The 24,671-nt window shown below is 43.9% G+C and carries 22 protein-coding genes, 11 tRNA genes, 1 rRNA gene and 3 pseudogenes; 3 read left to right on the top strand and 34 right to left on the bottom strand.

Annotated elements, in window-relative coordinates; all coding sequences use genetic code 11:
- The 13 genes and pseudogenes from B9Z54_RS06825 to B9Z54_RS06765 form a co-directional block, all read right to left on the bottom strand.
- Positions 1 to 287: ribosomal RNA gene (locus B9Z54_RS06825) — 16S ribosomal RNA — on the bottom strand; the annotation flags it as partial.
- A gap of 125 nt (positions 288 to 412) precedes the next feature.
- Positions 413 to 486, bottom strand: a tRNA-Gly gene (locus B9Z54_RS06820).
- 16 nt (positions 487 to 502) lie between these two features.
- Positions 503 to 579: transfer RNA gene (locus tag B9Z54_RS06815), tRNA-Pro, on the bottom strand.
- Positions 580 to 624: 45 nt separating this feature from the next.
- Positions 625 to 701: transfer RNA gene (locus B9Z54_RS06810), tRNA-Arg, on the bottom strand.
- A gap of 17 nt (positions 702 to 718) precedes the next feature.
- Positions 719 to 804, bottom strand: a tRNA-Leu gene (locus B9Z54_RS06805).
- 70 nt (positions 805 to 874) lie between these two features.
- Positions 875 to 956, bottom strand: a tRNA-Leu gene (locus B9Z54_RS06800).
- A gap of 36 nt (positions 957 to 992) precedes the next feature.
- Positions 993 to 1,068: transfer RNA gene (locus B9Z54_RS06795), tRNA-Lys, on the bottom strand.
- Between the two features lie 4 nt (positions 1,069 to 1,072).
- Positions 1,073 to 1,147 (bottom strand) — tRNA-Gln (locus tag B9Z54_RS06790).
- An 83-nt stretch (positions 1,148 to 1,230) separates the two neighbouring features.
- A tRNA-Asp gene (locus tag B9Z54_RS06785) sits at positions 1,231 to 1,307 on the bottom strand.
- A 143-nt stretch (positions 1,308 to 1,450) separates the two neighbouring features.
- Positions 1,451 to 1,525: transfer RNA gene (locus B9Z54_RS06780), tRNA-Glu, on the bottom strand.
- Between the two features lie 8 nt (positions 1,526 to 1,533).
- Positions 1,534 to 1,624: transfer RNA gene (locus B9Z54_RS06775), tRNA-Ser, on the bottom strand.
- A 20-nt stretch (positions 1,625 to 1,644) separates the two neighbouring features.
- Positions 1,645 to 1,719, bottom strand: a tRNA-Asn gene (locus B9Z54_RS06770).
- A 103-nt stretch (positions 1,720 to 1,822) separates the two neighbouring features.
- Positions 1,823 to 2,260: pseudogene (locus B9Z54_RS06765) on the bottom strand (SprT family protein); the annotation flags it as partial.
- A 178-nt stretch (positions 2,261 to 2,438) separates the two neighbouring features.
- Here B9Z54_RS06765 and cmpA point away from each other — a divergent pair.
- Complete coding sequence (cmpA, locus tag B9Z54_RS06760) at positions 2,439 to 2,552, top strand: cortex morphogenetic protein CmpA (protein ID WP_006838640.1); 114 nt, start codon at positions 2,439 to 2,441, stop codon at positions 2,550 to 2,552.
- A gap of 60 nt (positions 2,553 to 2,612) precedes the next feature.
- On the opposite strand, the pseudogene B9Z54_RS06755 reads toward cmpA, so the two are convergent.
- The 14 genes and pseudogenes from B9Z54_RS06755 to acpS all read right to left on the bottom strand — a co-directional run bounded on the left by B9Z54_RS06755 (position 2,613) and on the right by acpS (position 15,373).
- Positions 2,613 to 4,747: pseudogene (locus tag B9Z54_RS06755) on the bottom strand (Tex family protein).
- 713 nt (positions 4,748 to 5,460) lie between these two features.
- On the bottom strand, positions 5,461 to 6,057 hold the full coding sequence (locus B9Z54_RS06750; protein WP_113927695.1) for a PP2C family serine/threonine-protein phosphatase: 597 nt from the start codon (positions 6,055 to 6,057) through the stop codon (positions 5,461 to 5,463).
- Positions 6,054 to 6,851, bottom strand: coding sequence for an RNA polymerase sigma factor SigB (sigB, locus tag B9Z54_RS06745; protein WP_113927694.1), 798 nt, complete (start codon positions 6,849 to 6,851; stop codon positions 6,054 to 6,056). The genes B9Z54_RS06750 and sigB overlap by 4 nt, the downstream gene beginning before the upstream one ends.
- Positions 6,829 to 7,296 (bottom strand): anti-sigma B factor RsbW, encoded by a 468-nt coding sequence (rsbW, locus tag B9Z54_RS06740; RefSeq protein ID WP_275887792.1) that lies wholly within the window; start codon positions 7,294 to 7,296, stop codon positions 6,829 to 6,831. Before rsbW ends, sigB begins: the two co-directional genes overlap by 23 nt.
- Positions 7,296 to 7,628 carry an anti-sigma factor antagonist gene (locus tag B9Z54_RS06735; RefSeq protein ID WP_113927692.1) on the bottom strand — a complete coding sequence of 111 codons (333 nt, stop codon included), beginning with the start codon at positions 7,626 to 7,628 and terminating at the stop codon, positions 7,296 to 7,298. Before B9Z54_RS06735 ends, rsbW begins: the two co-directional genes overlap by 1 nt.
- A 70-nt stretch (positions 7,629 to 7,698) precedes the next feature.
- The gene (locus B9Z54_RS06730) at positions 7,699 to 8,709 is read right to left on the bottom strand and encodes a PP2C family protein-serine/threonine phosphatase (protein WP_113927691.1); all 1,011 of its coding nucleotides are present in this window, start codon (positions 8,707 to 8,709) and stop codon (positions 7,699 to 7,701) included.
- 10 nt (positions 8,710 to 8,719) lie between these two features.
- A complete protein-coding gene (locus B9Z54_RS06725) occupies positions 8,720 to 9,121 on the bottom strand; it encodes an anti-sigma regulatory factor (protein WP_113927690.1) in 402 nt (133 codons plus the stop codon).
- A 3-nt stretch (positions 9,122 to 9,124) separates the two neighbouring features.
- On the bottom strand, positions 9,125 to 9,481 hold the full coding sequence (locus B9Z54_RS06720) for an STAS domain-containing protein (RefSeq protein ID WP_006838632.1): 357 nt from the start codon (positions 9,479 to 9,481) through the stop codon (positions 9,125 to 9,127).
- Complete coding sequence (locus B9Z54_RS06715; protein ID WP_113927689.1) at positions 9,478 to 10,308, bottom strand: RsbT co-antagonist protein RsbRA; 831 nt, start codon at positions 10,306 to 10,308, stop codon at positions 9,478 to 9,480. Before B9Z54_RS06715 ends, B9Z54_RS06720 begins: the two co-directional genes overlap by 4 nt.
- 453 nt (positions 10,309 to 10,761) lie before the next feature.
- Positions 10,762 to 11,112, bottom strand: a complete 351-nt coding sequence (locus B9Z54_RS06710) for a type II toxin-antitoxin system PemK/MazF family toxin (RefSeq protein ID WP_113927688.1) — start codon at positions 11,110 to 11,112, stop codon at positions 10,762 to 10,764.
- A 4-nt stretch (positions 11,113 to 11,116) separates the two neighbouring features.
- Positions 11,117 to 11,398 carry a CopG family ribbon-helix-helix protein gene (locus B9Z54_RS06705; protein WP_113927687.1) on the bottom strand — a complete coding sequence of 94 codons (282 nt, stop codon included), beginning with the start codon at positions 11,396 to 11,398 and terminating at the stop codon, positions 11,117 to 11,119.
- Positions 11,399 to 11,657: 259 nt separating this feature from the next.
- Entirely contained in the window at positions 11,658 to 12,842 is a 1,185-nt protein-coding gene (gene alr, locus B9Z54_RS06700) for an alanine racemase (RefSeq protein ID WP_113927701.1), read from the bottom strand.
- A gap of 670 nt (positions 12,843 to 13,512) precedes the next feature.
- Positions 13,513 to 14,529 (bottom strand): LolA family protein, encoded by a 1,017-nt coding sequence (locus B9Z54_RS06695; protein WP_113927686.1) that lies wholly within the window; start codon positions 14,527 to 14,529, stop codon positions 13,513 to 13,515.
- Between the two features lie 490 nt (positions 14,530 to 15,019).
- Positions 15,020 to 15,373 (bottom strand): holo-ACP synthase, encoded by a 354-nt coding sequence (gene acpS / locus B9Z54_RS06690; RefSeq protein WP_113927685.1) that lies wholly within the window; start codon positions 15,371 to 15,373, stop codon positions 15,020 to 15,022.
- A 172-nt stretch (positions 15,374 to 15,545) separates the two neighbouring features.
- Between acpS and B9Z54_RS06685 the strand changes: the two genes are divergently transcribed.
- Positions 15,546 to 16,148: a rhomboid family intramembrane serine protease gene (locus B9Z54_RS06685; protein WP_113927684.1), complete on the top strand. Its 603-nt coding sequence runs from the start codon at positions 15,546 to 15,548 to the stop codon at positions 16,146 to 16,148.
- Between the two features lie 326 nt (positions 16,149 to 16,474).
- Here the strand turns inward: B9Z54_RS06685 and B9Z54_RS06680 are convergent, their stop codons facing one another.
- The 6 genes from B9Z54_RS06680 to B9Z54_RS06660 all read right to left on the bottom strand — a co-directional run bounded on the left by B9Z54_RS06680 (position 16,475) and on the right by B9Z54_RS06660 (position 22,370).
- Positions 16,475 to 17,938 carry a PH domain-containing protein gene (locus tag B9Z54_RS06680; RefSeq protein ID WP_113927683.1) on the bottom strand — a complete coding sequence of 488 codons (1,464 nt, stop codon included), beginning with the start codon at positions 17,936 to 17,938 and terminating at the stop codon, positions 16,475 to 16,477.
- Positions 17,931 to 18,410: a PH domain-containing protein gene (locus tag B9Z54_RS06675; protein ID WP_113927682.1), complete on the bottom strand. Its 480-nt coding sequence runs from the start codon at positions 18,408 to 18,410 to the stop codon at positions 17,931 to 17,933. Before B9Z54_RS06675 ends, B9Z54_RS06680 begins: the two co-directional genes overlap by 8 nt.
- Positions 18,411 to 18,478: 68 nt before the next feature.
- On the bottom strand, positions 18,479 to 19,444 hold the full coding sequence (gene uvsE / locus B9Z54_RS06670; RefSeq protein WP_113927681.1) for a UV DNA damage repair endonuclease UvsE: 966 nt from the start codon (positions 19,442 to 19,444) through the stop codon (positions 18,479 to 18,481).
- A gap of 313 nt (positions 19,445 to 19,757) precedes the next feature.
- Entirely contained in the window at positions 19,758 to 21,224 is a 1,467-nt protein-coding gene (gene cshA, locus B9Z54_RS06665; RefSeq protein WP_113927680.1) for a degradosome RNA helicase CshA, read from the bottom strand.
- Between the two features lie 460 nt (positions 21,225 to 21,684).
- The gene (locus B9Z54_RS26415) at positions 21,685 to 21,903 is read right to left on the bottom strand and encodes an alpha/beta hydrolase (RefSeq protein WP_345840698.1); all 219 of its coding nucleotides are present in this window, start codon (positions 21,901 to 21,903) and stop codon (positions 21,685 to 21,687) included.
- Positions 21,904 to 21,908: 5 nt separating this feature from the next.
- Entirely contained in the window at positions 21,909 to 22,370 is a 462-nt protein-coding gene (locus B9Z54_RS06660) for an alpha/beta hydrolase (protein WP_345840697.1), read from the bottom strand.
- 84 nt (positions 22,371 to 22,454) lie between these two features.
- Between B9Z54_RS06660 and B9Z54_RS06655 the strand changes: the two are divergent.
- A pseudogene (locus B9Z54_RS06655) lies at positions 22,455 to 22,982 on the top strand (HAD family hydrolase); the annotation flags it as partial.
- Positions 22,983 to 23,215: 233 nt separating this feature from the next.
- Here B9Z54_RS06655 and B9Z54_RS06645 read toward each other — a convergent pair.
- On the bottom strand, positions 23,216 to 24,595 hold the full coding sequence (locus tag B9Z54_RS06645; RefSeq protein WP_113927677.1) for a UDP-N-acetylmuramoyl-tripeptide--D-alanyl-D-alanine ligase: 1,380 nt from the start codon (positions 24,593 to 24,595) through the stop codon (positions 23,216 to 23,218).
- Between the last annotated feature and the right edge of the window lie 76 nt (positions 24,596 to 24,671).

Below are 24,671 nucleotides of genomic sequence, written 5' to 3'. Positions count from 1 at the left end.
CGTTGCCTTGGTGAGCCGTTACCTCACCAACTAGCTAATGCGCCGCGGGTCCATCTGTAAGTGGCAGCCGAAGCCGCCTTTCCACTTTTCCTCATGCGAGGAAAAGAACTATCCGGTATTAGCCCCGGTTTCCCGGAGTTATCCCAGTCTTACAGGCAGGTTACCCACGTGTTACTCACCCGTCCGCCGCTGACTTCAGGGAGCAAGCTCCCATCAGTCCGCTCGACTTGCATGTATTAGGCACGCCGCCAGCGTTCGTCCTGAGCCAGGATCAAACTCTCCGATAGAAGTTTGACTTGCTCATTTGCTATTTTTAAAGTATTAGCAACTTTGTAAGAACAATGTTCTTACTAGATTTACGTTGACGTTTTGTTTGTTTTGTTCAGTTTTCAAGGTTCAATTTAGTATAGTATGGAGCGGGTGAAGGGAATCGAACCCTCATCATCAGCTTGGAAGGCTGAGGTTTTACCACTAAACTACACCCGCATATTCAATTGCTCACTGGTCGGGAAGACAGGATTTGAACCTGCGACCCCTTGGTCCCAAACCAAGTGCTCTACCAAGCTGAGCTACTCCCCGTTTTGTTCATCTCATCCCCAAAACAGGATTGAGTTACTATGAAAATGGCGCGCCCGAGAGGAGTCGAACCCCTAACCTTTTGATCCGTAGTCAAACGCTCTATCCAATTGAGCTACGGGCGCATAATATATTGCTTGGTTGGTGCGGCCGAGAGGAGTCGAACCTCCACGGGGTTGCCCCCACTAGGCCCTCAACCTAGCGCGTCTGCCATTCCGCCACGACCGCGTAAAAAGCGACAAGAACAATTATATAATTTTACATGTTAAATGTCAATCGTTATTTTAAAAAATAAAAGTGCGGGTGAAGGGACTTGAACCCCCACGCCTTGCGGCGCCAGATCCTAAGTCTGGTGCGTCTGCCAATTCCGCCACACCCGCATGATTATGGTTTGTTTTACTTTCAGTAAAACAAAATGGTGAGCCATGAAGGATTCGAACCTTCGACCCTCTGATTAAAAGTCAGATGCTCTACCAACTGAGCTAATGGCTCTAAATGGCTGGGCTAGCTGGATTCGAACCAACGCATGTCGCAGTCAAAGTGCGATGCCTTACCGCTTGGCTATAGCCCATCATCTATAAGTTCCCGCAAATGCGAGGTTTAAAGCATAACATGTTTTATTTAAGGATGTCAAGGACTTTCCTTAAAAAATAATGGCGGTCCGGACGGGACTCGAACCCGCGACCTCCTGCGTGACAGGCAGGCATTCTAACCAACTGAACTACCGGACCAGGGATTTTTGCTGACAAGTAAAATATCTATCCTTAAAGGAAGGACTATATAATACTTTGTCGATGGGAATTACTCCGCTTCTTTTTTTTGCACAGAAGCTTTTTAAGGATGTTTTTTGCTCCACTTTATTCCGCAAAAAACTTGGTGACCCGTACGGGATTCGAACCCGTGTTACCGCCGTGAAAGGGCGGTGTCTTAACCGCTTGACCAACGGGCCATATTAGATGGCGGAGAAGGAGGGATTTGAACCCTCGCGCCGCTTACACGACCTACACCCTTAGCAGGGGCGCCTCTTCAGCCACTTGAGTACTTCTCCACAACTTCAAAAAATAAAATTGGCTCCGCAGGCAGGACTCGAACCTGCGACCGATCGGTTAACAGCCGATAGCTCTACCACTGAGCTACTGCGGAACAAAAAACTATAATGTCGTTGTCCGACTTTTATTATTATAACTACATCCATATTGGTTGTCAACGGATTTTCCAAGTTATTCAGAACTTGTTTTTCTAATATCAATTTTCCTTTGCACTTGCCGCAGACATAACGCTCTACATTAATTCTTCTTCTTCTCCGGTAAATAAGTTCACAGCTTGTACACCTGTAATAAAGCGTTTTTCGCATCTTCTGTTTTTGTGACAGGAGCGGACTGCAGTGTCTTGGCGCACTAACTTCTTTCATTAAGTCTCTAAAGTCCTTATCTCGGTGCTTGTATCCTTTTCCCTCTATGTGTAAATGGTAATGACATAGTTCATGTTTGATGATGCCGATCAATTCTGCCATCCCATGCTCGGTTAAATATTCTATGTTAATTTCAATGTTGTGGGACCTGAGCATATAACGGCCGCCGGTAGTCCGCAGCCTCCTATTGAAAAAAGCCTTATGCTTGAAAGGTTTCCCGAAACTTGTGATTGATATATCTTCTACCACCCTTTGCAATTCGCTGTTTTCCACTTATATCAACTCCTTTAGTGAACATGACAAACTATTATAGCATATATTGGAGATATGACTTTTCCTGCAGGTATCCCTTCAGCATTCTAAAGTTTATGGAGAAATACAAATTGTTCGTTCCTTTTCAATTGAATGCCTTAACACATATTTCGATTTTTTAAAATAAGGAGGTTTGGTTATGCCTAACTGGCTTGTCAGCCAAATGCGCAAGGCTTATTTTGAAAAAGACCGCTACCAGATTAAACTCCTCAATCAATGCTGGTATTTCTATAGAAAAAAACACTGCAGTTAGCTGCAGTGTTCAAAATTTTTCAAGAGAGCAATGGTTCGCCAACCTTTAGAAGTTCATTCTCTATTCTTTAACCATGGATAGCGCAACTCGTCCTTTTTTCACATCGGCACTCTCTACCCACACCGTAACCACATCTCCCACTGACACGACGTCTAGAGGATGTTTTACAAAGCCTTGGCGCAGTTTTGAAATGTGAACAAGCCCATCCTGTTTAACTCCTATATCGACAAATGCTCCAAAGTCCACTACGTTTCTGACTGTTCCTTGCAGTTCCATGCCAGGCTGAAGATCTTCAAGTTTCAACACGTCCTTCTTCAGCAGAGGTGCAGACAGCTCATCTCTTGGGTCGCGTCCCGGCCTTACCAGGGCATCAACGATATCCTTCAGGGTCAGCTTACCAATTCCAAGTTCTTCTGATAGCTCATCCAGATTTAGTCCTTCCATTCGTTTTCTCAATTCTTCTGTACCAAGAGAACTCCCGTCCAGGCCCAACTTCTGCAGGAGCTTTCTTACTTCTTGATAATTTTCAGGGTGTATCGGTGTCCGGTCAAGCGCTTCTTCACCATCCATAATCCTCAGGAACCCAATACACTGTTCATAAGTCTTGGCTCCAAGCCTTGGGATTTTCTTCAATTGTTTTCTGGAAGTGATGCTCCCTTCTTCTTCTCTTTGTTTCACAATGTTATTAGCAACCGCTTTAGACAACCCGGCTACATACTGCAACAAGGAAGAAGAGGCGGTATTGACGTTTACCCCCACTTGGTTAACAACCGTTTCAACTACAAAAGTAAGAGATTCATTTAGTTTTTCTGTGAGACGTCATGCTGATATTGGCCCACCCCTACTGATTTCGGATCAATTTTTACCAGTTCAGCCAATGGATCCTGCAGCCTTCTTGCAATGGATACAGCGCTTCTCTCCTCTACTTGTAACTCTGGAAATTCCTCGCGGGCAATGTCGGAGGCAGAATATACGCTTGCCCCAGCTTCATTCACAATGAGGTAAGAAATGTCCATTCCAACTTCTTTAAGGATATCCACCACAAACTGCTCAGTTTCTCTTGAGGCTGTCCCATTTCCAATCGCCACAATTTCAATGTTATATTTTTTTAAAGTCTTTTTAAAAACTTCGACCGCCGCTTCCTTCTTTGCCTTTGGGGGGTGAGGATAGATGACACTGATTTCGAGCATCTTTCCTGTTTGATCCACCACCGCCAATTTACATCCGGTACGGTAAGCCGGATCGACTCCCAGGACCATCTTTCCTTTCAAAGGAGGCTGCAGCAGGAGCTTCCGTAAATTTTCTGTAAATATATGTATGGCACGGTCTTCCGCCTTCTCCGTTAAATTATTTCTGATTTCTCTTTCGATCGAAGGCTGAATCAAACGTTTGTAGCTGTCTTCCACAGCTTGTTCAATCACTTTCGACACCGCTGATTCTTTCTTGATGACATTTTTGACAAGGAAGTTATGTGCCCGCTCTGCATTGGGTTCAATAGAAGCTTTCAGAATCCCTTCCTTTTCCCCCCTGTTTATGGCGAGGACACGGTGAGGCACAATCTTGCTAACCGGTTCACTATAGTCATAATACATTTCAAACACATTCTTCTCATCCTGAGCATCTTTTTTCACGGAAGTCACTAAGGTTCCTGTCTTGAACGTGTCATTCCGTATCCATTCTCTATACTTCGCATTGTCAGAAACGAGTTCCGCTATAATATCTTGCGCACCTGCAATAGCATCTTCGACTGAATTTACTTCATGCTCCTCAGAAATATACTTTTCCGCTTCGCTTTGTAAGTTCCCGTTCACAGGAAAAGACAATATCCATTGCGCCAACGGTTCCAGCCCTTTCTCCTTCGCGACAGTCGCTTTCGTTCTCCGTTTTTGTTTGTAAGGCCTATATAGGTCTCCGACTACTTGAAGCTTATCTGCTTTTTCAATATCGTTTTTCAATTCCGGCGTCATCTTTCCCTGCTCTTCAATTAAGCGGAGAACTTCTTCTTTACGGTTCTGCAGGTTCTGTACATAATTCCACGCATCCATGATAGCCCGGATCTGAACTTCATCCAATGCACCCGTCTGCTCTTTACGATAGCGGGCAATGAATGGCACCGTATTTCCTTCATCCAGAAGAGAGATTACACTCTGGATCTGCTTTATATTGATTGCTAGGTCTTTAGAAATTTTCTCTATAAGATTGGTCTTTTCTTTTAATAACGTCACTACTGCATAACCTCCAGTTTATTTCTTTACTTATCAAGTTTACCATAGCTTTCTGTATATATACGGCTTGAGTATGGTGCATTCCTTCTGGCCTTTTTTCTTTAACTCTTTTCGGATCATATACAAAGCAGAATGTTTTCTGTGTCAGTTTATTATAAAGGCTCTTTTCGTAAACTTTGTTGCTATTTAATATGTAATTCGGAAAATAATGCCGGAATTCCCCCGAAATATCCTGGTAAGCAAGAAAGAAATGAGCTACACCCTCCGTTTATAGAGAAAACCTTCGTATCCGGGGAAAAATCCGGCTCTTGGGATTTTTCCGAAAGCAACAATCAATGCGAAAACAGCCATTATAAAAAGCACAGTTCGAAAAGATTGTGGCCATAGAGAAGTAAGGTATTTCCGCTTCAGGCGTATAACCACGCTGGGATAGGCGGTGAATTAAAAAGCGGAAGCGGCAAAGTCAGCACAGAAAAGGAAATGTTCAATAGCGAAAAAGGGCTTTCCTATTATTCTCTTGGGGTTATTTGAGCACGATGGGCTAGCGGAAAAAATAAGGGGAGATTTCCCCTTTAATTGCAGATTGAACCTCATCTTGCAGGTGAATAGAGGATATTTTTCCCTCTAATTGTTAAAGAGCAAGCGTCCCTTCAAGAGCCATACAAAAAGAAAAAGCCTACTCCTTAGAGTAAGCTCCCTACTATAAAAGTTGTATCATCTATCGGCTCTGCCAAATGCATGCTGATTTCATCATTGATGTTTCTTAAAGAATTGCTTGTCTGCAGCAAGGTTTTAATATTGGTGATATTCAATCCATCAGAATGCAGCAAGAATTTTGATTGGGGTTCATAAGTGAATCTTTGCGTTCGGTACTTTTGGGGTCTGCCCGAAAGATAGCCAGTCACTGGCAGGGGATACGTCATCTTGCCTACCGAAGAATAAAGATAGAAACGTATATTGCCTACACAGCTATATTCGAATTCATTACTGTCATAGTAGACTTTCATGATTGCCACAGCTGCGCCTCTTTTATGCATTAATTCATCGTTGCAATAGTTCATTAAAGTGGAGACATCTTCTTGATGATGTCTTTCCACCAATTCCACTACAGCATTCGAGGATTCATATGCAAACTTTCCGCTTCCCAAACCATCTGCCAGTATGCAGATAAAGTAGTCGTCAGTGGATGTAAAAAAGAAGCTGTCACCGCAATAAGAGTTTTGACCTTTTGACACTTGCTTGGCATAGACCTCAATTTGATCTTGAACTAAATGGGTCATTCAGAATAACTCTCCGAATTTCTCATTTCTGCATCGATAGCTTCCTTCAACTTCTTGATTGCCCGCCTTTGGAGTCTGGATACATGCATCTGTGAAATCCCCAATTTATCTCCGGCGTCTTTTTGGCTGAGGTTATCCAAATAAGTATATTGAATAATAAGCCTTTCTCTCTCTGATAAAACATGAAGTACTTTTTCCAGAACAAGTTTCTGGTTAATTCTCTCATAGCCCTCATCTATACTGCCGACAATGTCCAGCAGCGTGACAGTACTTCCTTCTGAGTCTGCCTCGATAGAATGGTCCACAGACAAAGCCTGATAACTCTTGCCCATCTCCATTGCTTCCAAAACTTCTTCTTCTGTCACTTCAAGATACTCTGCAATCTCATCAACTCTCGGGGACCTTTCCAATGTATTGGTAAGCTCTTCGACAGTCGATTTGATTTTAGGGCCTAATTCCTTGATTCGTCTTGGCACATGCACACTCCAAGTCTTATCACGGAGGAAACGCTTAATTTCGCCCACAATTGTAGGAATCGCAAATGCTTCAAAAGTCTTTCCAAAGGAATCATCATATCGGCGGATGGCACCTAACAAGCCAATCATACCTACTTGAACAATATCCTCGTGGAATGATTTCCCCTTCGAATATTTGCGGGCTATGGAAATAACAAGGTTTTCATAGTGCAGCACCAGATTACTCTGGGCTTCCTCGTCATTTTCTTCTTGATATGCTTTTATCCACTGTTTTACTTTCTCTTTTGTTTGCTGGTTAGGTTGAGATAGTTTCGGCATCCGTCTCCACCTGCTCTCCTTCTAGGAACTTAGTCATAAAGACTGTTACCCCTTCTTGATGGTGGACTTTCACCTCATCCATCAGACTTTCAATAAGGTACAGCCCAAGCCCGCCTTCTCTTAGAAACTCCACAGAGTTTTCCGCATCGTATGGACCGACTTCTTCACGGGTCTTTTTAAAATCAAAGCTTTCACCATTATCTGCTACCATAACTTCCAAACGTTCATTATATAAAGCAAATCCGACGATGACTTCCCCGGTTTCATCCCTGTAGGCATGCTGGACCGCATTGGTGATCGCTTCGCTGGTAGCAATTTTCAAGTCTTCAATTGCATCATAGGTAAAACCCATTCTGCTGGCAATCCCGGAAAGAGTCAGTCGAATTACACCAACGTATTCTGGTTTAGCAGGAATCTTCATCTCGATGTAGTCAAAATCTTGCATTATTCTACGCCACCTTTTACCTCGGAATTAATATTCATAATATCTCCAAGTCCTGTAATATCAAACAGGCGTCTTAAGCGTTCTGATAAACCAGTAAGGTAAAGTTGACCACCGTTTGCATTAATGGTTTTGAATAAGCCCACAAAAACCCCTAAGCCTGTACTGTCCATATAGGAAACCTCGGAAAGATCCACGTTCATGACCACATTCTCCTCTTCGGCAGAAGAGCTCAGTGCATCTTTAAGTTTAGGGGCCGTGTACGCGTCTATTTCCCCATTTATTTTTACGTCGATCACTTTATCATTTTCATTTAAATCTATCGTCAAATTCATCAATTTCACCTCTTCTGAACAAATCCATTGCTATATTCGTTTACCCTATCGAGCGAATATTAAACATTTATCAACAAATTCTTTTTAGAATGATGAGTGTGAAGTCATCCCGCAGCTGGAAGTGCTGCAGTCTTTCCAGCTCTTTATAGACACTCGTGACAATATCCTGGGCAGGGAGATGGATGTATTTTTCAATATAAGCAACCAGATCTTCCCTTTCAATGAACCCTTCTTCTGTACGGCATTCCGTCACACCATCCGATAGCAGGATGATGAGGTCGCCGACATTGACCTGCCTCTCATACTGGTGGTACTTGGCTCTCTTGTCTACTCCAAGCAGGAGCCCCTTTGCATCAAGGTCTTCAAATTCGTTGGTCTGGGAGTTATAAATAAAGCCGGGTTCATGTCCGGCAGAAGAATAGTTGAATACATGCTTGTAAGGATCATACATACCATAGAACATAGTGATGAACATGCTTGGGTCTACATTCATTTCCACTACTCGATTCAGGCTTTCCAAGACAGAACTTGGATAATGCCTGTGTTCTGGAAGGCTGTCCATGGCATACTTGATCATGGACATACACAGCGCCGCAGGTATCCCTTTTCCGATGACATCGGCAATCGCAACGCTTATATAGTCGTTGTCATCCTGGACAAAGTGATAGTAATCTCCATTCATTCTCTTGGCAGGCACACTCAGCGCCCCGACATCAAGTGAATCAATTTCAGGGACGGTTGTGCCGAGGAGCGTCTGCTGCATGTTGGAAGCAATTTCAATTTCATTATTCAGTTCCTGCTGCTTAGAGCGCAGGCTTTGATGTTCTCTATAGGCAAATCCATAACCTATCATTACCTCTAGTAAAATATCAAAAGAGTCCAGCACACTTTCTGATAGGCCGGGTTCCATATCGAGCATGATGCTCTTATGGAGGCTGATGATTTCTTCCGGGGAGATGTTGTGTTCAATCGACTTGCGGCTGAACTTCTGCCCAAGGTACAACGCCTGTTCGTCCTGTGCCTTCAAATAGTTTTCGATGATTTCTTTATATTTCACATCCATCAATTCTCTAAAATCCATGTCACTCCCCCTAGCGGAGCCACTTTGTAGCTCTTATATCGGTTCCTTCTCCCGGGGTGGACTCAACATTGAATTCATCCATCAATCGTTTCACACCCGGCAGTCCGGCTCCAAGGCCTCCTGAAGTTGAAAAGCCGTCTTCCATTACTTTTCTGATATCCTTTATTCCTGGACCTTCATCCAAAGCAATTATACGAACACCGCTTTTTCCGTTTTCACTTAACTTCTCTATACATATTTGCCCCTGTCCGGCATAGAGATATATATTTCTAGCCAATTCAGAGATTGCTGTGGTTATCCGGGCTTGGTCGACAGTGCCAAATCCCAAATCCTTCGCTACATTCCTGCCAAGCTGTCGGGCCGCAACGATATCCCACTCATTTGTAATTTTAACGCAGGATTGGATTTCCATTCACTAGTCCCCCAATTCCTGTTGTAATTTCTCCAAACCTTTTTCTAAATCCAACGCTGTCAGGACATCATCCAGATGAATGCCAAGTTCAATCAGTGTGATTGCAACAGCCGGCTGAATTCCAGTGATGACAACTTTCGCTCCCATCAGCCTTGACATATTGATCACGTCACCCAGAACCTTGGCAATGAAGGAGTCGATGAAATCGATGGAAGTGATATCGATCACAACGCCGCGGGCGCTTGTTTCGTGAATTTTATGCAGCAGATCTTCCTGAAACTGAAGTGCTGTTTGGTCGTCAAGTTCCCATTGGATAGATATTAACAGACAATCGTGCAGTTTTAAAATTGGTATTCTCACTTTGTTCCCTCCGTTGAAACAATTTTTCTATTCGTCATTTCCAAGGCTTTTTCAATGCCCTTTCTTAATGTACTGTTAGTGCTGAATTGATTCAGATCAATGCCCAGGTTCACAATTGTCTGGGCAATTTCCGGCCTGATCCCAACAAGCATGCACTGAGCACCCACAAGCCTTACAGCTTCAGAAGCTTGAATGATATGGTGTGCCACCATCGTATCCACCACCGGTACCCCGGTAATATCTATCAGAACGACTTCTGCCCGGTGTTTCACAACCCCCGTCAGCAGGTTCTCCATGATCAGCCTTGCCCGCTCCGTATCAATAGTTCCCACGAGGGGCATGACGGAAATCTTTTCAAAGACAGGAATCAGCGGTGCTGAAAGTTCTTGAAGAGCAATCTTTTGCAGGGAAACCGTTCTTTCCCATGTCTTTGCATATGCATTGACAATTTCGTTATACATTGGTGAAAGCCACTTGTCAAAGTACTCAACCGCTTCCATATGATTTTCCTTATTGATTGTCCCATTTTCGTTCAGGAAGTCATAAACGATTCGACCAAACATCCTTAAGCCGGAAGTGACAAAAGTCAAAGGCCAGCCCAGCCCGACAATCTTTTCGGAAAAATCCGCAAGCCTTACAGAGTACTCTTCGGAATCCTCAAGATTTGAGACGACCAAATCAACGAATTCATGGCTTGTCTTAATGAAAACCTGGTCCGACACGACACCGGTCACAAAATCATCTGATTCATCCTTCATAATCTCTATCCATTTGGTGACAAACTCCGATTTATTCTCTTTGATTGTTCCAATTAAATCGTTAAACATCTAGTCCTCCCTATATTATCATAAAAATTTTCCGTTCCTTGTCAGAGGCGCCAGTTGTAACCTCGATTTAAAGATAGTAAAAATATATGAAGACATAACCGGAACCGGAATCACCCTGTCCTGCTCGAAAATTTATATCAAGAAACAGAATATCTAATTACCTAACTGAGTGTTTTACCCCTAATCTCTTCTATTATAAATATTTTTTCAGTATTTGTCATATATTGTCCACTTTATAACAGACAATGCACACAATCCAGCCGCAAACATAACTTAAAAGAATTATGATATGCAAGTGTACTACCGGTAACAAGGTTTTCTTACAGCCGGTATATTCACCTTTTTCTTCGCAGGCGTAAGTGCAGTCCTTATGGCAGACAGCACCGCCAGCTCGCCACTACAAATTTCAGCCAATATAAAAAAGAACACCCTTCCCTGAAGAGCGTTCTTTTGTCAAAACTGTATGAGGCCCACACTGATCTGAAGGGCATCATCCACTTTTTCCATCATTTCATCATCTAGATGTGTAATCTTATCCGTTAAACGCTGTTTGTCGATCGTTCGAATCTGTTCGAGCAAGATAACGGAATCTCTTTCAAAGCCATATCGCTTTGCGTCAATCTCAACATGAGTAGGCAGTTTAGCTTTTTGGATCTGGGCTGTGATGGCAGCCACAATCACAGTGGGACTGAACCGATTGCCGATATCGTTCTGTATGACAAGAACAGGCCGAACGCCTCCTTGCTCGGATCCGACTACTGGGGAAAGGTCCGCAAAAAAGACGTCACCACGCTTGACAATCAAAGGATTAGCCTCCACTCACTAAACGTTCGACTGTATGGTCTGCCTCATATTCCGCCTGGATGGCTTCAGAAGCGATGGCAAGGTTGATCTTTGCCATTTCCATATATCCACGTCTCATTGTTTCACGGATTTGGCGCTTCTTACGTTCACGAAGATACATTTTAGTCGCACGATAGATATACTCATTGCGATTTACATTTTCTTGTTCTGCAAAGCCGTCTAATTCTGTAACGAGCTGTTGCGGTAAGCGAATTAAGATTTCTGTTGTTGTGCTGGATTCAGACACAAACTACACCTCCACCAATCACTATGAACCGTTTCATTTTACTACCATGACTATCATACCATCAAATGCCTGAAGATAAAAGACTTAAAATAAAATCCTTCTCTATTATCGGCCTATCCCTTGGAGAATTATGCATCTTTTACCTGATTCTCCGAATTCTGAAGAATGGACAATGATTTTTGTCCGCCACCGCTTCCAACATTATCGCTTCAATCAGAAAATTTGGGCTCAGAACAATTTCAGTACAAGAAGCACGTCTTTACTTTTTATAAAACCCGCTGGTGGAAAGCAGCTGATTGGATACTTCCACAGGGGCTCCGGCCTTGATATAAATTCTTGGCACCCGGTTGGAAATGATGCAAGGCACTTCATAATTGATGGTATCAAGGTTCCCCGCAATCTCATCCATTGATATAAAATCCTCTCCCTGTCTCCCAATCAGGGTCACTTTTGTTCCTGGCTTAATTTCGCCAGGGAGGCTGATCATGCATTGATCCATGCAGATCCGGCCTACAATCGGAGCACGTTCTCCCTCAACCAAAACCTCCTGCCCCTGAAGTTTCCTTAACCAGCCGTCAGCATAGCCAATGGGCAATGTCCCTATCCATTCATTTCTTTCTGTTTCGTATGTGGCGCCGTAGCTGACCTTTTCACCAGCTTGCAATTCTTTTACTTGTACCACCCTTGTGTGAAGGGAGAAGACTTGTTCCAATGGAAACGGCAAAAGGCTTTTCATTTCCTGTGACGGCGAAAGTCCATACATGGCTATTCCGGCTCTTACAGCATTAAAATGAGATTCCGGATGAGATAGCGTTGCCGCGCTGTTTGAGCTGTGGATATATCTGGGACGTTCTGACAGAACCGAGATCATTTTTTTAAAGACCGTCAATTGCCTGTCAAAATAATGCCTGTCCAGCTCGTCAGCTGTGGCGAAATGGGTGAATATTCCTTCAAGCCTGAATTTGTTTCCTTTCCGGATGAACGCTTCAATCTCCTGCAGCTCTTCTGAAGTGCGCACCCCTATGCGTCCCATCCCGGTATCACACTTTATATGCAGGTTCAGCACTCCCTCTTCGTCCAGCAGACATTCTTTTGCTGATTGGAGCCATCCATAATCAAAAACGGTCAGCGAAATCTGATGATTTAACGCCAGGAATGCATCCTCCGCCCTTGTGGCCCCCAGCACTAAAATAGGAGCATCTATACCATGCTCCCTCAGCGAGATGGCCTCATCCAAAAACGCCACAGCAAGCCCTCCCGCCCCTGCCTTTAGGGCTGTACGGGCTGTTTGGATATCTCCATGACCGTATGCATTGGCTTTGACCACGGCGAACATCGTGACATCCTCCGGTAAATGCTGCTTGATATTTTGAACATTTTTATATAAATTATCTAAATCGATTTCCACCCAGGTATCTCTGAAGAAACGGGTTTGAGCTATCACTGAATTCACTTCCTCTTCCTGTAACAAAAACTGCTTAACTTTATAGGACAGCGTATTATAAACTTGATTATCCACGCAGACCAATCCGGCTGTCAAAGCCCATATTACCTATTAGCCACCGAAAACCGCCAGTGCCTCAAACGTTTAAGAAACTGGCGCTTGCCGGAAAAATGGGATTTTGAGAAGGCTGCTTTCTCATATATCACAGCTCTAGGAAATAACATTAGAGCCCGATATTTCCCATAAATTTCTCTCTGAATTTCTTACTCACCAGGATACTTCAGGTGAAATATTTTTTTGCGAAATTGATATTTATGAAAAGAGCCTTTTTGAAATTATATCAAATACCGGAATGATTTATCTAACTCCAGCCGTCACAAGGGGAAAACTCCCAAAAGTGATTGCTTCACTTCAAACTTCTGGATTTCCAAAAAAAGCTGCGATTCCGACGGCCGCTCATACTCATTATAAGAGGCTGTGTTCATGAAGATTATTGCTTACCAAGAGCCGGTTCACGGATTCTAAGGGTTTTTTCTCTGAATGGCGGGATCAGCCATTTTCTTTCTTACCAGGATAGAATTGCACCAATATTCTTCGCATTAAATACCAGCGAAGTTTGATGAGCTCTACAAAAATAGGAGCCGCCCTATTAGAGCAGCTCCTCGTAACTTTATTTCACCATCGACCCTTGAACGGAACGGGCGATTTCTGTCATTTCTTCCGGAGTCAAATCATTGGAAGCAAGCATATAATCAACACCATCATACGTCCAAGTAATGGAGCGGTCGGTCATGGCAGCAACCGTAAATCCAAGATCCTGGATTTCGCCGTTTACTGTCGTGGAAACCGTCACAGCCGGAACGACTGTTGATTTCTCCTGTACCAAGGTGAATGACTTTTCACCGTCATAAGTAAGAACCACACGTTTACCATCATCAGTCTTCACTTCTTTTTCCTCCACAAGCTCTGCCCCTTTTTCAGCAGCTGCAAGCGGATAATTCACAGTGAATTCACTGTCTCCGACGCTTGCGGTCACAGGCATCTCCAGCTGGGCGCCAGTCATATTCTTCTTCATATCAAAATCATTTTTATCAAATGCCGCTTTTGTATCCATTTTCGAAAATTCAACCGTCACAAGCGCATTGCGGTCTGCATCCATCACTTTCACAGAAGCAGGCGTCAAATCCTTCTTGTTAAAGCTGATTTCCTGGACAGGAAGCATTTGGCTGTTTTGATATCGTGTTGCCGTTTCGAATACATAGTGATCCTTTGTTTCACTGAACTTTGCTTCTTTGTCATTTTCAATATCTTTCACCAATGACTCAAAAAGATAAGCCTGGCTGCTGTTATTCGGCCAGTCGCTTTCAAACTTGAAGCTTTTGTTCAACGCGGGCGTCAACACGAAGACTCCTTCATCATTGCGCAAAATCATCTGGCTTTGTTCTTTTGCAGGATTAGATAAATTCACGCGGTAATAATTAGGATCATTATGCCATATATCCACATCATACGTCTGCGGCTCATCACCGACCTGAAGAGTCATCTTGGCTTTCGCTTTATATCCCTTCATATCTTCCGCTTTGGCAGTCAAATCCTTAAGAACATCTTCCTGTGACTTAGCGCCGCAGGCTGCAAGCATCAATATCGACAAAATCGCCGCAACCAAAACCACTAACTTCTTTTTCATCCTTTCAACCCCTTTTATCTCAGTTAACGTATTTGAGAGAGGGGAAAACCAGACAGCAAGAATGAACCATTCCCATTTAAGCCGCTCACCATCCGCCGTCCAAATTCCTTCGGGAACAGCAATCCTTCACCGGCTGGTCTTGTCTCTCCTATTGCACTATGAATATATGAGACAACCTTGGGGTTTATGCTAGGAAAGATGACAAGCCCGGAAAATTTATTGGATGCGGGATTGGGGGTTATCTGCTCATTCCAAAGGGTTATTTGGTGAGGGAATTGAAGAACAAGAGGTGTTGCACCCCTTCAACCAGATGTTTTTCAGGAGGGCGGGGAGCTTCACTGATATCTGCCCCGGTTTACGCTGAATGGTCTCAACAGGAATCCCCAAAACCAAACAAGGGACCTTCACTTTGAAAATTTTTTTCCAGAAACTCCCTAACTATAAAAGAATTAATTTACACTCTAAAAGCGCGGTGGACAAAAATACAATCCTAGACCTCTTCGATAATAACCTGTGCAGCAGCGAAGTCCCGGCTGTGCGTGATAGAAAGGTGCACACCTTTTTCAACAGGAAGCGCAATATATGGCTTGCCCAAAGAATCTTTCCTCACTTCAATATCCATAAACGAAAGGTCCCCTCCGATACCTGTACCTCGCGCTTTGGCGAAGGCTTCTTTTGCAGCAAACCTTCCGGCAAGAAATTCATGCCTGCGTTCCCCTGTTAAAGAGCTGTAATGATCGATCTCCGCAACCGTTAAAATCCTTCTTATGAATTTAGGCTGCCTTTCTACAAGCTGTGCAATTCTTTTGATTTCCACAATATCCAGGCCGATTCCTCTGATCATGTAAATCCTCCTCATTCTATTTCTTTCTTATGTAACATATTATTAGTACAAGTTTCTCTCTTGTATCCTTACTGCACATCAGACTACACACTTACCGTCCCAGCATGTAGAATGTTAATCATGTATGGAAGGAAATCCATCTGGACATACCGCTTATTAAAGGAGGCAATATATGTTTATCCGGACAGAAAGTTTTTCTCAATTCATCCGTCTTTATCCAATAGTTTCTCTTATTATACTCATTCATCTGCTGTTATTCAGTGTGACCCTGATTCCATTTCTTCCCGAGATATGGGTTTATGAGCATCTTGCCGGAATCAACCTATTAATATACAACGGAGAATGGTGGAGACTGATCACTCCCATTTTCGTTCATTTAGGTTTTGCTCACCTTTTATTCAACTCTTTTTCACTTATTCTTTTCGCTCCTCCACTGGAAAGAATGCTTGGAAAAGCAGGGTTCACCTTAGTTTATCTCAGCTGCGGCGTCATCGCCAATGCCGCTACCTACTTTCTAAAGCCGCTCACCTATAATCATGTTGGCGCTTCGGGAGCGATATTCGGTTTGTTCGGCATTTACGTCGGGATGACCCTGTTTCATAAACACCTTATTTCACAGCAAAATAAGCAGGTCATCATTCCGATTGTTGTCATCGGGCTGGTCATGACATTCTTTCAGTCGAACATCAATATCACTGCCCATCTCTTCGGCTTGCTTGCAGGGGTTATCATCTCCTGGCAGCTGATCCCTTTCATGGTCAAAAAACGGTATTAACATACCAATAATCCATTCCGGCAGCAGGAGCCCATCGATGCCTGCTTGCTTGAAAATTGGTGCTGTTAACAGGATGGTTTTAGCAACATCATGGCTTATAAAAAAGTTGATGCTGTTAACAGGGTGGTTTTACAGCATCGAAAACTCACAAAAAGAATGTTGATGCTGTAAAAAGGACGTTTCTACAGCATAGAATCATTAAATAGAAAACGGCATCCACTGGGATCTCCCTCAAGTGGATGCCGTTTTCATTTACCAGGCTAAGCCAAAAGGCAAATCACAATAGCATGGCTGACCGGTTCTGGGCCCTAGTCTCACCAGCTTTCTTAGAGACTTTGCTTCTCTGGATAATACCAGTGATAGATGCTCCTCACGCTTTCATCGTCCAGGTCAATAACCTTGCCAGCTGCCCCGGCCTCGCCTGATTTCACAGTGGCCGTAACATTTGCCAGCTCTTTTTTTGTCTGAAATAAATTTTGAGTGGTTTCTAAAGATTGAATACGATACTTTTTCATGAATAGTGTACTCTTCTCAATAAAACGGTGTCTCAAAGTGAGCTGAGTGTCGTTGATACTCCAGCCCGCACTGCGGTATTTAGCATACCCAAACAGCCAAAACGGCAGATAAAGCAGCAAGGACCAAAGACCAAGCGGCCAAAAGGCGATGGACAGCCCTATGACAGCTGCAGTTACAAGCAGACTTTCCCTGAACAAATATCTTTTTAAGGATCTTTTCGGCACCGGGTGCAAATCAACGTTAAAATCGTACTCAGGGAGAACATTTTTCAAAATTTCCGCTACCTTCCGCTTTTTTACCATTGGCAGGATTTGAATAGTGCTGCTTTCCTTTTCCAATATAGATCCGCCGGCACTCTCTATTTTTACTGCCGCAAAACCCAGAGGCTGTCTGAGAATATTCTCTTCCATTCTGACACCCTGGATTCTATTGAGTGGTACAGTCATCTGCTTCTTTTCCAATAAGCCCCTTGTGATAATGAGGTCATCTCCCTGCTTTCTGACGGTGAAATCAGCATAAACAAGCAGAGTGCCAATGATTGCTATAATCCAGGCAAGAAGGAGTCCAGCAGTCACGACAATTGTCACAAGCAGAACACCACTGCGCACAAACTGTTCCACTTCATTAAAAACCCGCTCATATGGAATGAGTTCATCAAATTGCGATAGAAAGATCAGCACCCCTGATATCACAACCCCGGCTCCTCCTGAAGTAGTCGCCATCAGAAGCAAATCCTTGAAGGTCATCTTAAAAACCACTTCTCCAGAATCTTGGACAACCTGTTTTTCTTCTTCTGCTACTTTGTTTCTTTTCGAGGCTTTCGCTTCATTAATGATTCTCTGCAGTTCTCCGGCTTCCGCCTTACTAATTGCGGTCAGCTCGGCTTCTGCCTGCTTCATATCGGTAGATCCGGCTGTTTCAACCTTTACCTTTACAAGCCCGAACGGCCTTTGCAGAATTCCTTCCGTCAGGTCCAGGCTTTGGATTCTTTCAAATGGGATGTACCTCTTTTTCTTGACGAACAATCCGTATTCTATCCTTAGCTCCCCATCTTCAAGCCAGTAGGAAAAGCGGAGCCATTTGATAATTCCCACGATGAGGAGAACGACCAGGACCGCCGCTCCAATGATAAACGGAAGCCAGCCCCAGATCCCCTCAGCACTCTCTCCTCTGTTGATAAAAACAAGAAACACGAACGGTATAATGAGTTCTTTAAGCTGTTTAAGAAAGTTTGCGACCGCCGAAATCGGGTGAAGCTTCTTTTTCTCAGACATCATCTTCAGCCACCCTTGCCAGTGAAGAAATGGAATTCCGAAGATCATCTGCCTCGTACATATCCAGTGCTGGTATTTCATGCGTCGTGGCGGCAGTTGAGATAGTTATACTCGCCAGGCCATACTTCCTCAGCAGCGGACCCTGAACAGTATCAACATGCTGAACCCTTACCATCGGCACCAGGGTTCTCTTTACAAAAAAGACTCCTCTTTGAAGCTCAATCTCCTGCTCCCTTACTTCATAACGCCATCTTTTCCAACGGATCACCGGCAGCAGAAAAGCGAAGAAATATGTATATACAATAGCAACCGCAACGGCCGCTGCCGGTATCCAAAACTGCCATTCATAAATGAAAGCCAATACAACCGATGCGATCGCCAGGATGATGACGGCCGCTGAATGTAAAAGACCAGACCACCTCCATACCGGGAGTGCCTTTTCTGAAATTCTTGTGTTCGGTTCACTAACCATCGTTCTGCCTCCAATCGATTTCTTTCCTTCTCCATTGTATACGATTGCAAGGGCTTTTAAGTTTCAATTCACGATAATATTTCAAAAGAGGCTCCATCAATCCATCGGAGACCGCCATGATCCTTAAGATCTTCCACCAGCCTGAACAGGGCATCATCCTTCTTCTTAGCTTCAATCATACAATCAATTTCATCGACAGTACCTTTAATGCCATTTATAAAATCCATGAACATGGCAGGATCTATGTATTCGGCATGTGCCTTGAAATCACTTGCCGAACGGGGACTCGAAATATGCATTTTCACCGGCAGAGACGAGTTCTCCCAGGTACCCGCTACCCTTTCCCAATCCGCTTCCCAGCCTTTTTCATTATGAGCCAAATGATGGTGATAATCGAAAACCATTGGAATTCCGAGCTTTTCACATAAATATAAAGTATCCTGCAGCGTAAAGACGGTATCATCATTCTCCAGGATGACCAATTCCTGAAGCGGAACCGGCGTCAGTCCCCAGTTGTGGATAAACTGTTCCAAAGCCTTTTCTTTATCTTCGTAGGCTCCGCCGACATGAAGGACACAGCGGTGGTTAGGAGCTACATCCATGCCTCTCAGCAGCGCTTCGTGGATCTTCAATGTCTGCATTGTATTCTTCAGAGTATCCTTGTTACTTGTGTTGAGAAGAACAAAGTGATCAGGGTGAAAACCCACCCGCTGAGGATGTTTCCTAATAAAGTCACCAATCTCACGGAGAGGCTCTTTCAAGGCTCTCATGAATTTCCAATCCCTTAGCTCCGGATGATTCGCAAGGGGAATTAGTTTGGAACTGAACCGAAAGAATCTAATGTCGTGTGCCAGATTATGCTTAAGGAGCCTCAGACAGTTCTGCAGATTGCTGACCGCTATCCGTTCAAGCTTCCGCAGGCCGGCCTCCCGATCCTTAAGTTGTGAAAATTGCTTAAACGTCATCGTCTGAGATGGTGATGCATTCTCAAGGTGCACACTCATCGCTACATACCCAAGTCGAACTATTGTCATTTCTGCACCCGCCTTTTTTGGAGTTAGTATCTGTCAAGACGGCTCTTTCTATCAAGAAATGATTGTTAAGTTTGCGGAGGACTGGATAAATAATGGCCGCCGGCTAGGCTGGGGTTATCAGCAAAACAGGAAATGCCTCCTCCTTCCTGGATATGTATTTTCGATAAGATATGTAGGTAGGTGGAGCTGCTTCAGTTGCGAGGGGCGCATTTTCGTACTGATATGTATGAAGGCGGCCTCTATGGACTCGAGAACTTTTTCAAAAATTCCATAAAAAAACCATCTCCCGAAGGAAATGGTTTCAATATTGATATTAAGATTCTCTTTGCTGCTTACGGCGAGGAGGGTTCTTAGAACGGCCTCTGGAAGAAGAGTAACCTTGTCTTCCTCCGCCTTTGCCTCCGCGTGAAGAAGATCCTTTTTTGTAGTCGCGATTTCCACCGCCGCGTCCGCCTTTGTTCGGAAGAGGTCTTTCTTCCGAGATTTGGACTGGAGTATCATCCGGCTCTTTCGTCATAAGACGAAGAGCTGCAGCTACGATTTCTACGCTGTCATGGTCTTCAAGAAGTTCTTTCGCCATACCGCGGTAGTTTTGCAATTCGTTGGATTTCACTGTTTCAACCAGCTTTTCCATTGCAAGGCGCTGCTGCCCTTCCAATGCTTCGTTGGAGCTAGGCGGCTTCATTTGCGTCATGCTCTTCTTCGTTGTTTTCTCAACGATACGAAGGTAACCCATTTCTCTTGGTGTAACAAACGTAAGTGCCATACCTTCTTTACCTGCACGTCCTGTACGTCCAATACGGTGAACGTAGCTTTCAGGGTCTTGAGGGATATCGAAGTTGTACACGTGGGTTACGCCTGAGATATCCAATCCACGGGCTGCAACATCTGTAGCGACAAGAACATCGATGCGGCCTTCTTTGAACTGGCGAAGAACCGTCATACGTTTCGCCTGGCTTAAGTCACCATGGATACCCTCTGCAGAGTAGCCTCTTAGTGTCAATGCACGAGCCAGTTCATCAACACGGCGCTTTGTGCGGCCGAAAATGATCGCAAGTTCAGGTGATTGAACATCAAGTAAACGGGAAAGCACGTCAAATTTTTCTTTTTCATGAGCTTTTACATAGTACTGCTCGATGTGCGGTACAGTCATCTCTTTTGATTTCACACTAACTGTTTCAGGGTCTGTCATGAAGTTATTCGCAATCTTGCGGATCGGTCCCGGCATTGTTGCTGAGAACAATAGCGTCTGGCGCTCATCCGGTACATTTTTCAAGATTGATTCGATATCTTCGATGAATCCCATGTTAAGCATTTCATCCGCTTCATCCAGAACAAGCGTGCTTACGTTTCCAAGCTTCAATGTTCTGCGGTTGATATGGTCAAGCATACGTCCTGGTGTACCCACGATGATATGAGGGTTCTTCTTCATCGCGCGGATCTGGCGCTGGATATCCTGCCCGCCGTATACCGCTAATACGTTGATTCTTTTATCCTGGCCGATTTTGTAAAGCTCTTCGGAAACCTGGATAGCCAATTCACGTGTAGGGGCAATGATAAGTCCTTGGACGTTCGGATTTTTTACATCGATCTTTTCTACCATCGGAATACCGAAAGCAGTTGTTTTACCAGTACCTGTCTGAGCCTGGCCGATAACATCCTTGCCTTCAAGCGCCAACGGAATCGCACCTGATTGGATTGGTGTAGCTTCTTCAAAGCCCATGCGGTTGACGGCCTTTAATGTACTAGAACTTAAGTTTAACTCTGAAAACTTTGTCAATTTCTCATTCTCCTTTTGTTTAGGACAGTTTTCGCATTATTTGTTGCATTTCGAATCCGGAATCATCCGAATTCCTGCAGACATCTGCTCTATTCCCTAAAGATCCTGAAGGGAGAGCGAATGATACAAAGAAATATTTCCACTCTAATAGCAACAAAGCTCACGAAAAAAGCCTTGGTTATTGATGTATATATTATATGACATGGTCTACATTTTCCTAAAGAGAACCCGGCTATAGTCTAAGCTCCCTTACAATCAGGGACATGGATCTTACCGAGAATATATTTAATGTGAAAGCCGTGTTTTCCTTATCGGCAAAGTATTTGGGAATTAGTACCCTACAAAAAAAATTACTCTTCTTAAAGAAGAGTTTGCACAAAAAAATGTGAACAATGTTATGGATATGTTACCACTAATAGAAAAGAATTTCAATCAAAGTAAAATTGTCTTGCTATTCACTTTACTTGTCAAGGAATATTTTCACCTTCTCGAACAGCTCTTCACTGTCGTCACTGTGGCAGATGAGGTGCTTCGCTTCATCCGAAAAATATCTTTCCTTTTCTTTATATGTAATTTCTTCATACAAGAAATCCGCACTTTTCGGAGGGACGATGCCGTCTTTTTTCCCTTGTGCAATGAACACCGGAACTTCAATTTCTTTCAGCAGCGGCTTCGCCATGAGAACTACTTTCCTGAATTGGTAGGTTGCCGATAAAGGTGTATCTTTAATTTTTTCTTATACCTTACATACAGCTCATTATTGGTCAATTCCCCCCGGAGAACATCCTGGATCATATCCTTGATGTCACTGAGGAGCTGCTTCGGGTTGACATAGTAGGCAGCCGCACTCAGCAGGACCAGCTTACTCACGGGATATTTGACAGTGAGATAACTTGCAATCAACCCGCCCATCGAGAAACCAATTACATAAACTTCATCACATTCATTTAACAGGATATGCAACTCTTTCTCGGCATGTTCAATCCACTCGTCCGCCTTCTTGCCTCTCAAATCAAGGGACTCACCATGGCCCGGCAGTGTCGGGACGGCGATTTTCCAATCTGTATGATGTTCAAGATATTTCGCAATAGGGTCTACTTCGTAAGGTCCGCCTGTAAAACCATGTATAATTAAACATCCATTCATCATTATCACCGTTTTCGAGGTATTATATTTATGGTTACACCCTTTTTTAATGATTATTGAATTATTTCCTCAAGGAGGGGTTTTATGAAAGCCATCTTATTCGATCTTGACCGGACATTGCATGATAGGGATTCATCGGTTCTCGCATTCTTGAAGGCTCAGCATCAGAACTTGAACAGTATGGACACTTTACCAATTCCCCCATCTTTTATTGACCGGTTCATTGAGCTCGAATGCAAAGGGTATGTTTGGAAAGATAAAGTGTATGCCGCTTTAACAAAGGAATTCAATCTTCCGCTGTCTCCTGAAGAACTGCTTCATGACTACAGGACCGGTTTTCACCAGCACTGTCTGGAGATGGAGGGTGCTTCCGATATACTGGGTGTACTTAAATCATCAGGATATAAGCTCGGTATGATCACGAACGGCCAGACAGATGTACAGAACAAAACCATCGATGTCCTTGGGCTGCGTGATTATTTCGATTGTATTATCATTTCTGAAGAAGCCGGGGTAAAAAACCAGATATCCGGATTTTCGAAATGGCTGCTGAAGCGCTCTGCGTTTTGCCGGAAGAATGTCTCTATGTTGGTGACCACTATGAAAATGATGTAGCTGCAGCCCGGCAAGCAGGCATGAAAGCAGCGTGGCTGTCAGAGGTCGGCTCCCTGAAGGAGGATTCCACCGCCAATACAAGAATTGCCTCTTTGGCTGGACTGCGAGAGTACTTAGCTGAATAATTGGCGCCAGGTACATATTGCTGATTTTGCACCTGGCACCCAACCTCGATTTGCAACAACTCAACCTGTACCTGGCACAAAGCACCCGGTGGAACTGGCCAACATTTAAGATTGCTGCAGCTGCTCGATGACCTCTTCCAGTTTCATTCCTCTTGAAGCCTTGAAAAGGAGAATTTCATCTCCATGAAGAATGCTTTTGAGCTTATTGCTCAGTTCTTGTTTGTCATCAAAATGGATGACATTCTCTTCGCCGATTTTTTCGGCAGCACCTTTTGCCGTCTGCTTCGCAAGGTTTCCAAAAGTGAATACCAGATCGATTTTTCCTTTTTGGACTTCCTGGCCGACTTCATAATGGTAAGCCTCTTCCTTCGGCCCCAATTCGAGCATGTCACCGGCAACAAGGATTTTTCTGCTGTAGCCGTCGAGCTCTGACAGAAGATGAATGGCCGCTCTCATGGAAGTCGGACTGGCGTTGTAAGCATCGTTAAGGATTTTCTCCCCGCGCTTTCCTTCCATCATTTCCATTCTCATTTGCGTCAATTTTAACTGCTGAAAGGCTTGCGGCATTTCTTTATACTCTATACCCATTTCTTTGGCAATAAGCATGGAAGCCAGCGCGTTCATAACGTTATGTCCGCCTAAAACCGGGAGAACAATTTCTGTATGGGGGTCGGCATTCACTTTGAACACACTTCCGGATTCGATGGTTTTCACTTCAAGCGGATACAGGGTATTTTCCTTGCCCCCTCCAAAGGTCTCAACTTTAAAGGGCCAATCTTCGTTGATTCTTTCTTTTAACAAGGGCTCTTCTCCGTAATACACAAACAAGCCGTCTTCCTTTAATCCGCTGATGATTTCCAGCTTGGCTTGGGCGATACCTTCCCTTGATCCGAGGTCCTGCAGATGTGATTCACCGATATTGGTGATGATGGCTGCATCCGGACGCGCAATATCCGATAACTTTTCTATCTCGCCAAATCCGCTCATGCCCATTTCCAGCACGGCGACCTCAGTGCCTTTTTCGAGATCAAGGATGGTCAACGGAAGGCCGATATGGCTGTTGTAGTTTCCTTGTGTCTTTTGAACTTTATATTTCAGGCTGAGGAGGTTCGCCACCATATCTTTTGTAGTCGTTTTTCCATTGCTTCCTGTAATACCGACGACCTTGATGCCCAGCTCATTGCGGTAAGCCGTGGAAAGTTTTTGCAATGCCTCAAGGCTGTCCTCCACTATAATGACCGGCAGACCATCTGGAGGATTCGGGACATCCTTTTCCCAAAGTGACGCACTTGCCCCCCTCTCGATTGCTCCTTCAACAAACTTATGTCCGTCCACATTTTCCCCTTTGAAAGGAATGAATAATTGACCTTCTTCTATCTTCCTGGAATCAATCGATACCCCTCGGATGGTTACATCAGCGAATACCGATACATCATTTTCCACTTTGATCATCTTGGCTAAATCGCCCAATGATTTCTTTATCATTTCCGACAGCTCCCTTTTATTCGCCCATTTTCCTTTATTATAGGCTCATTTTTAAACTTTGTTACTCTTCAGTATG

This window comes from Bacillus sp. P14.5 (genome assembly GCF_003316765.1).
GTDB lineage: Bacteria > Bacillota > Bacilli > Bacillales > Bacillaceae_B > Rossellomorea.
Note: the sequence above shows the minus strand (reverse complement) of the source record. Positions and strands in the feature narration are given on the sequence as shown.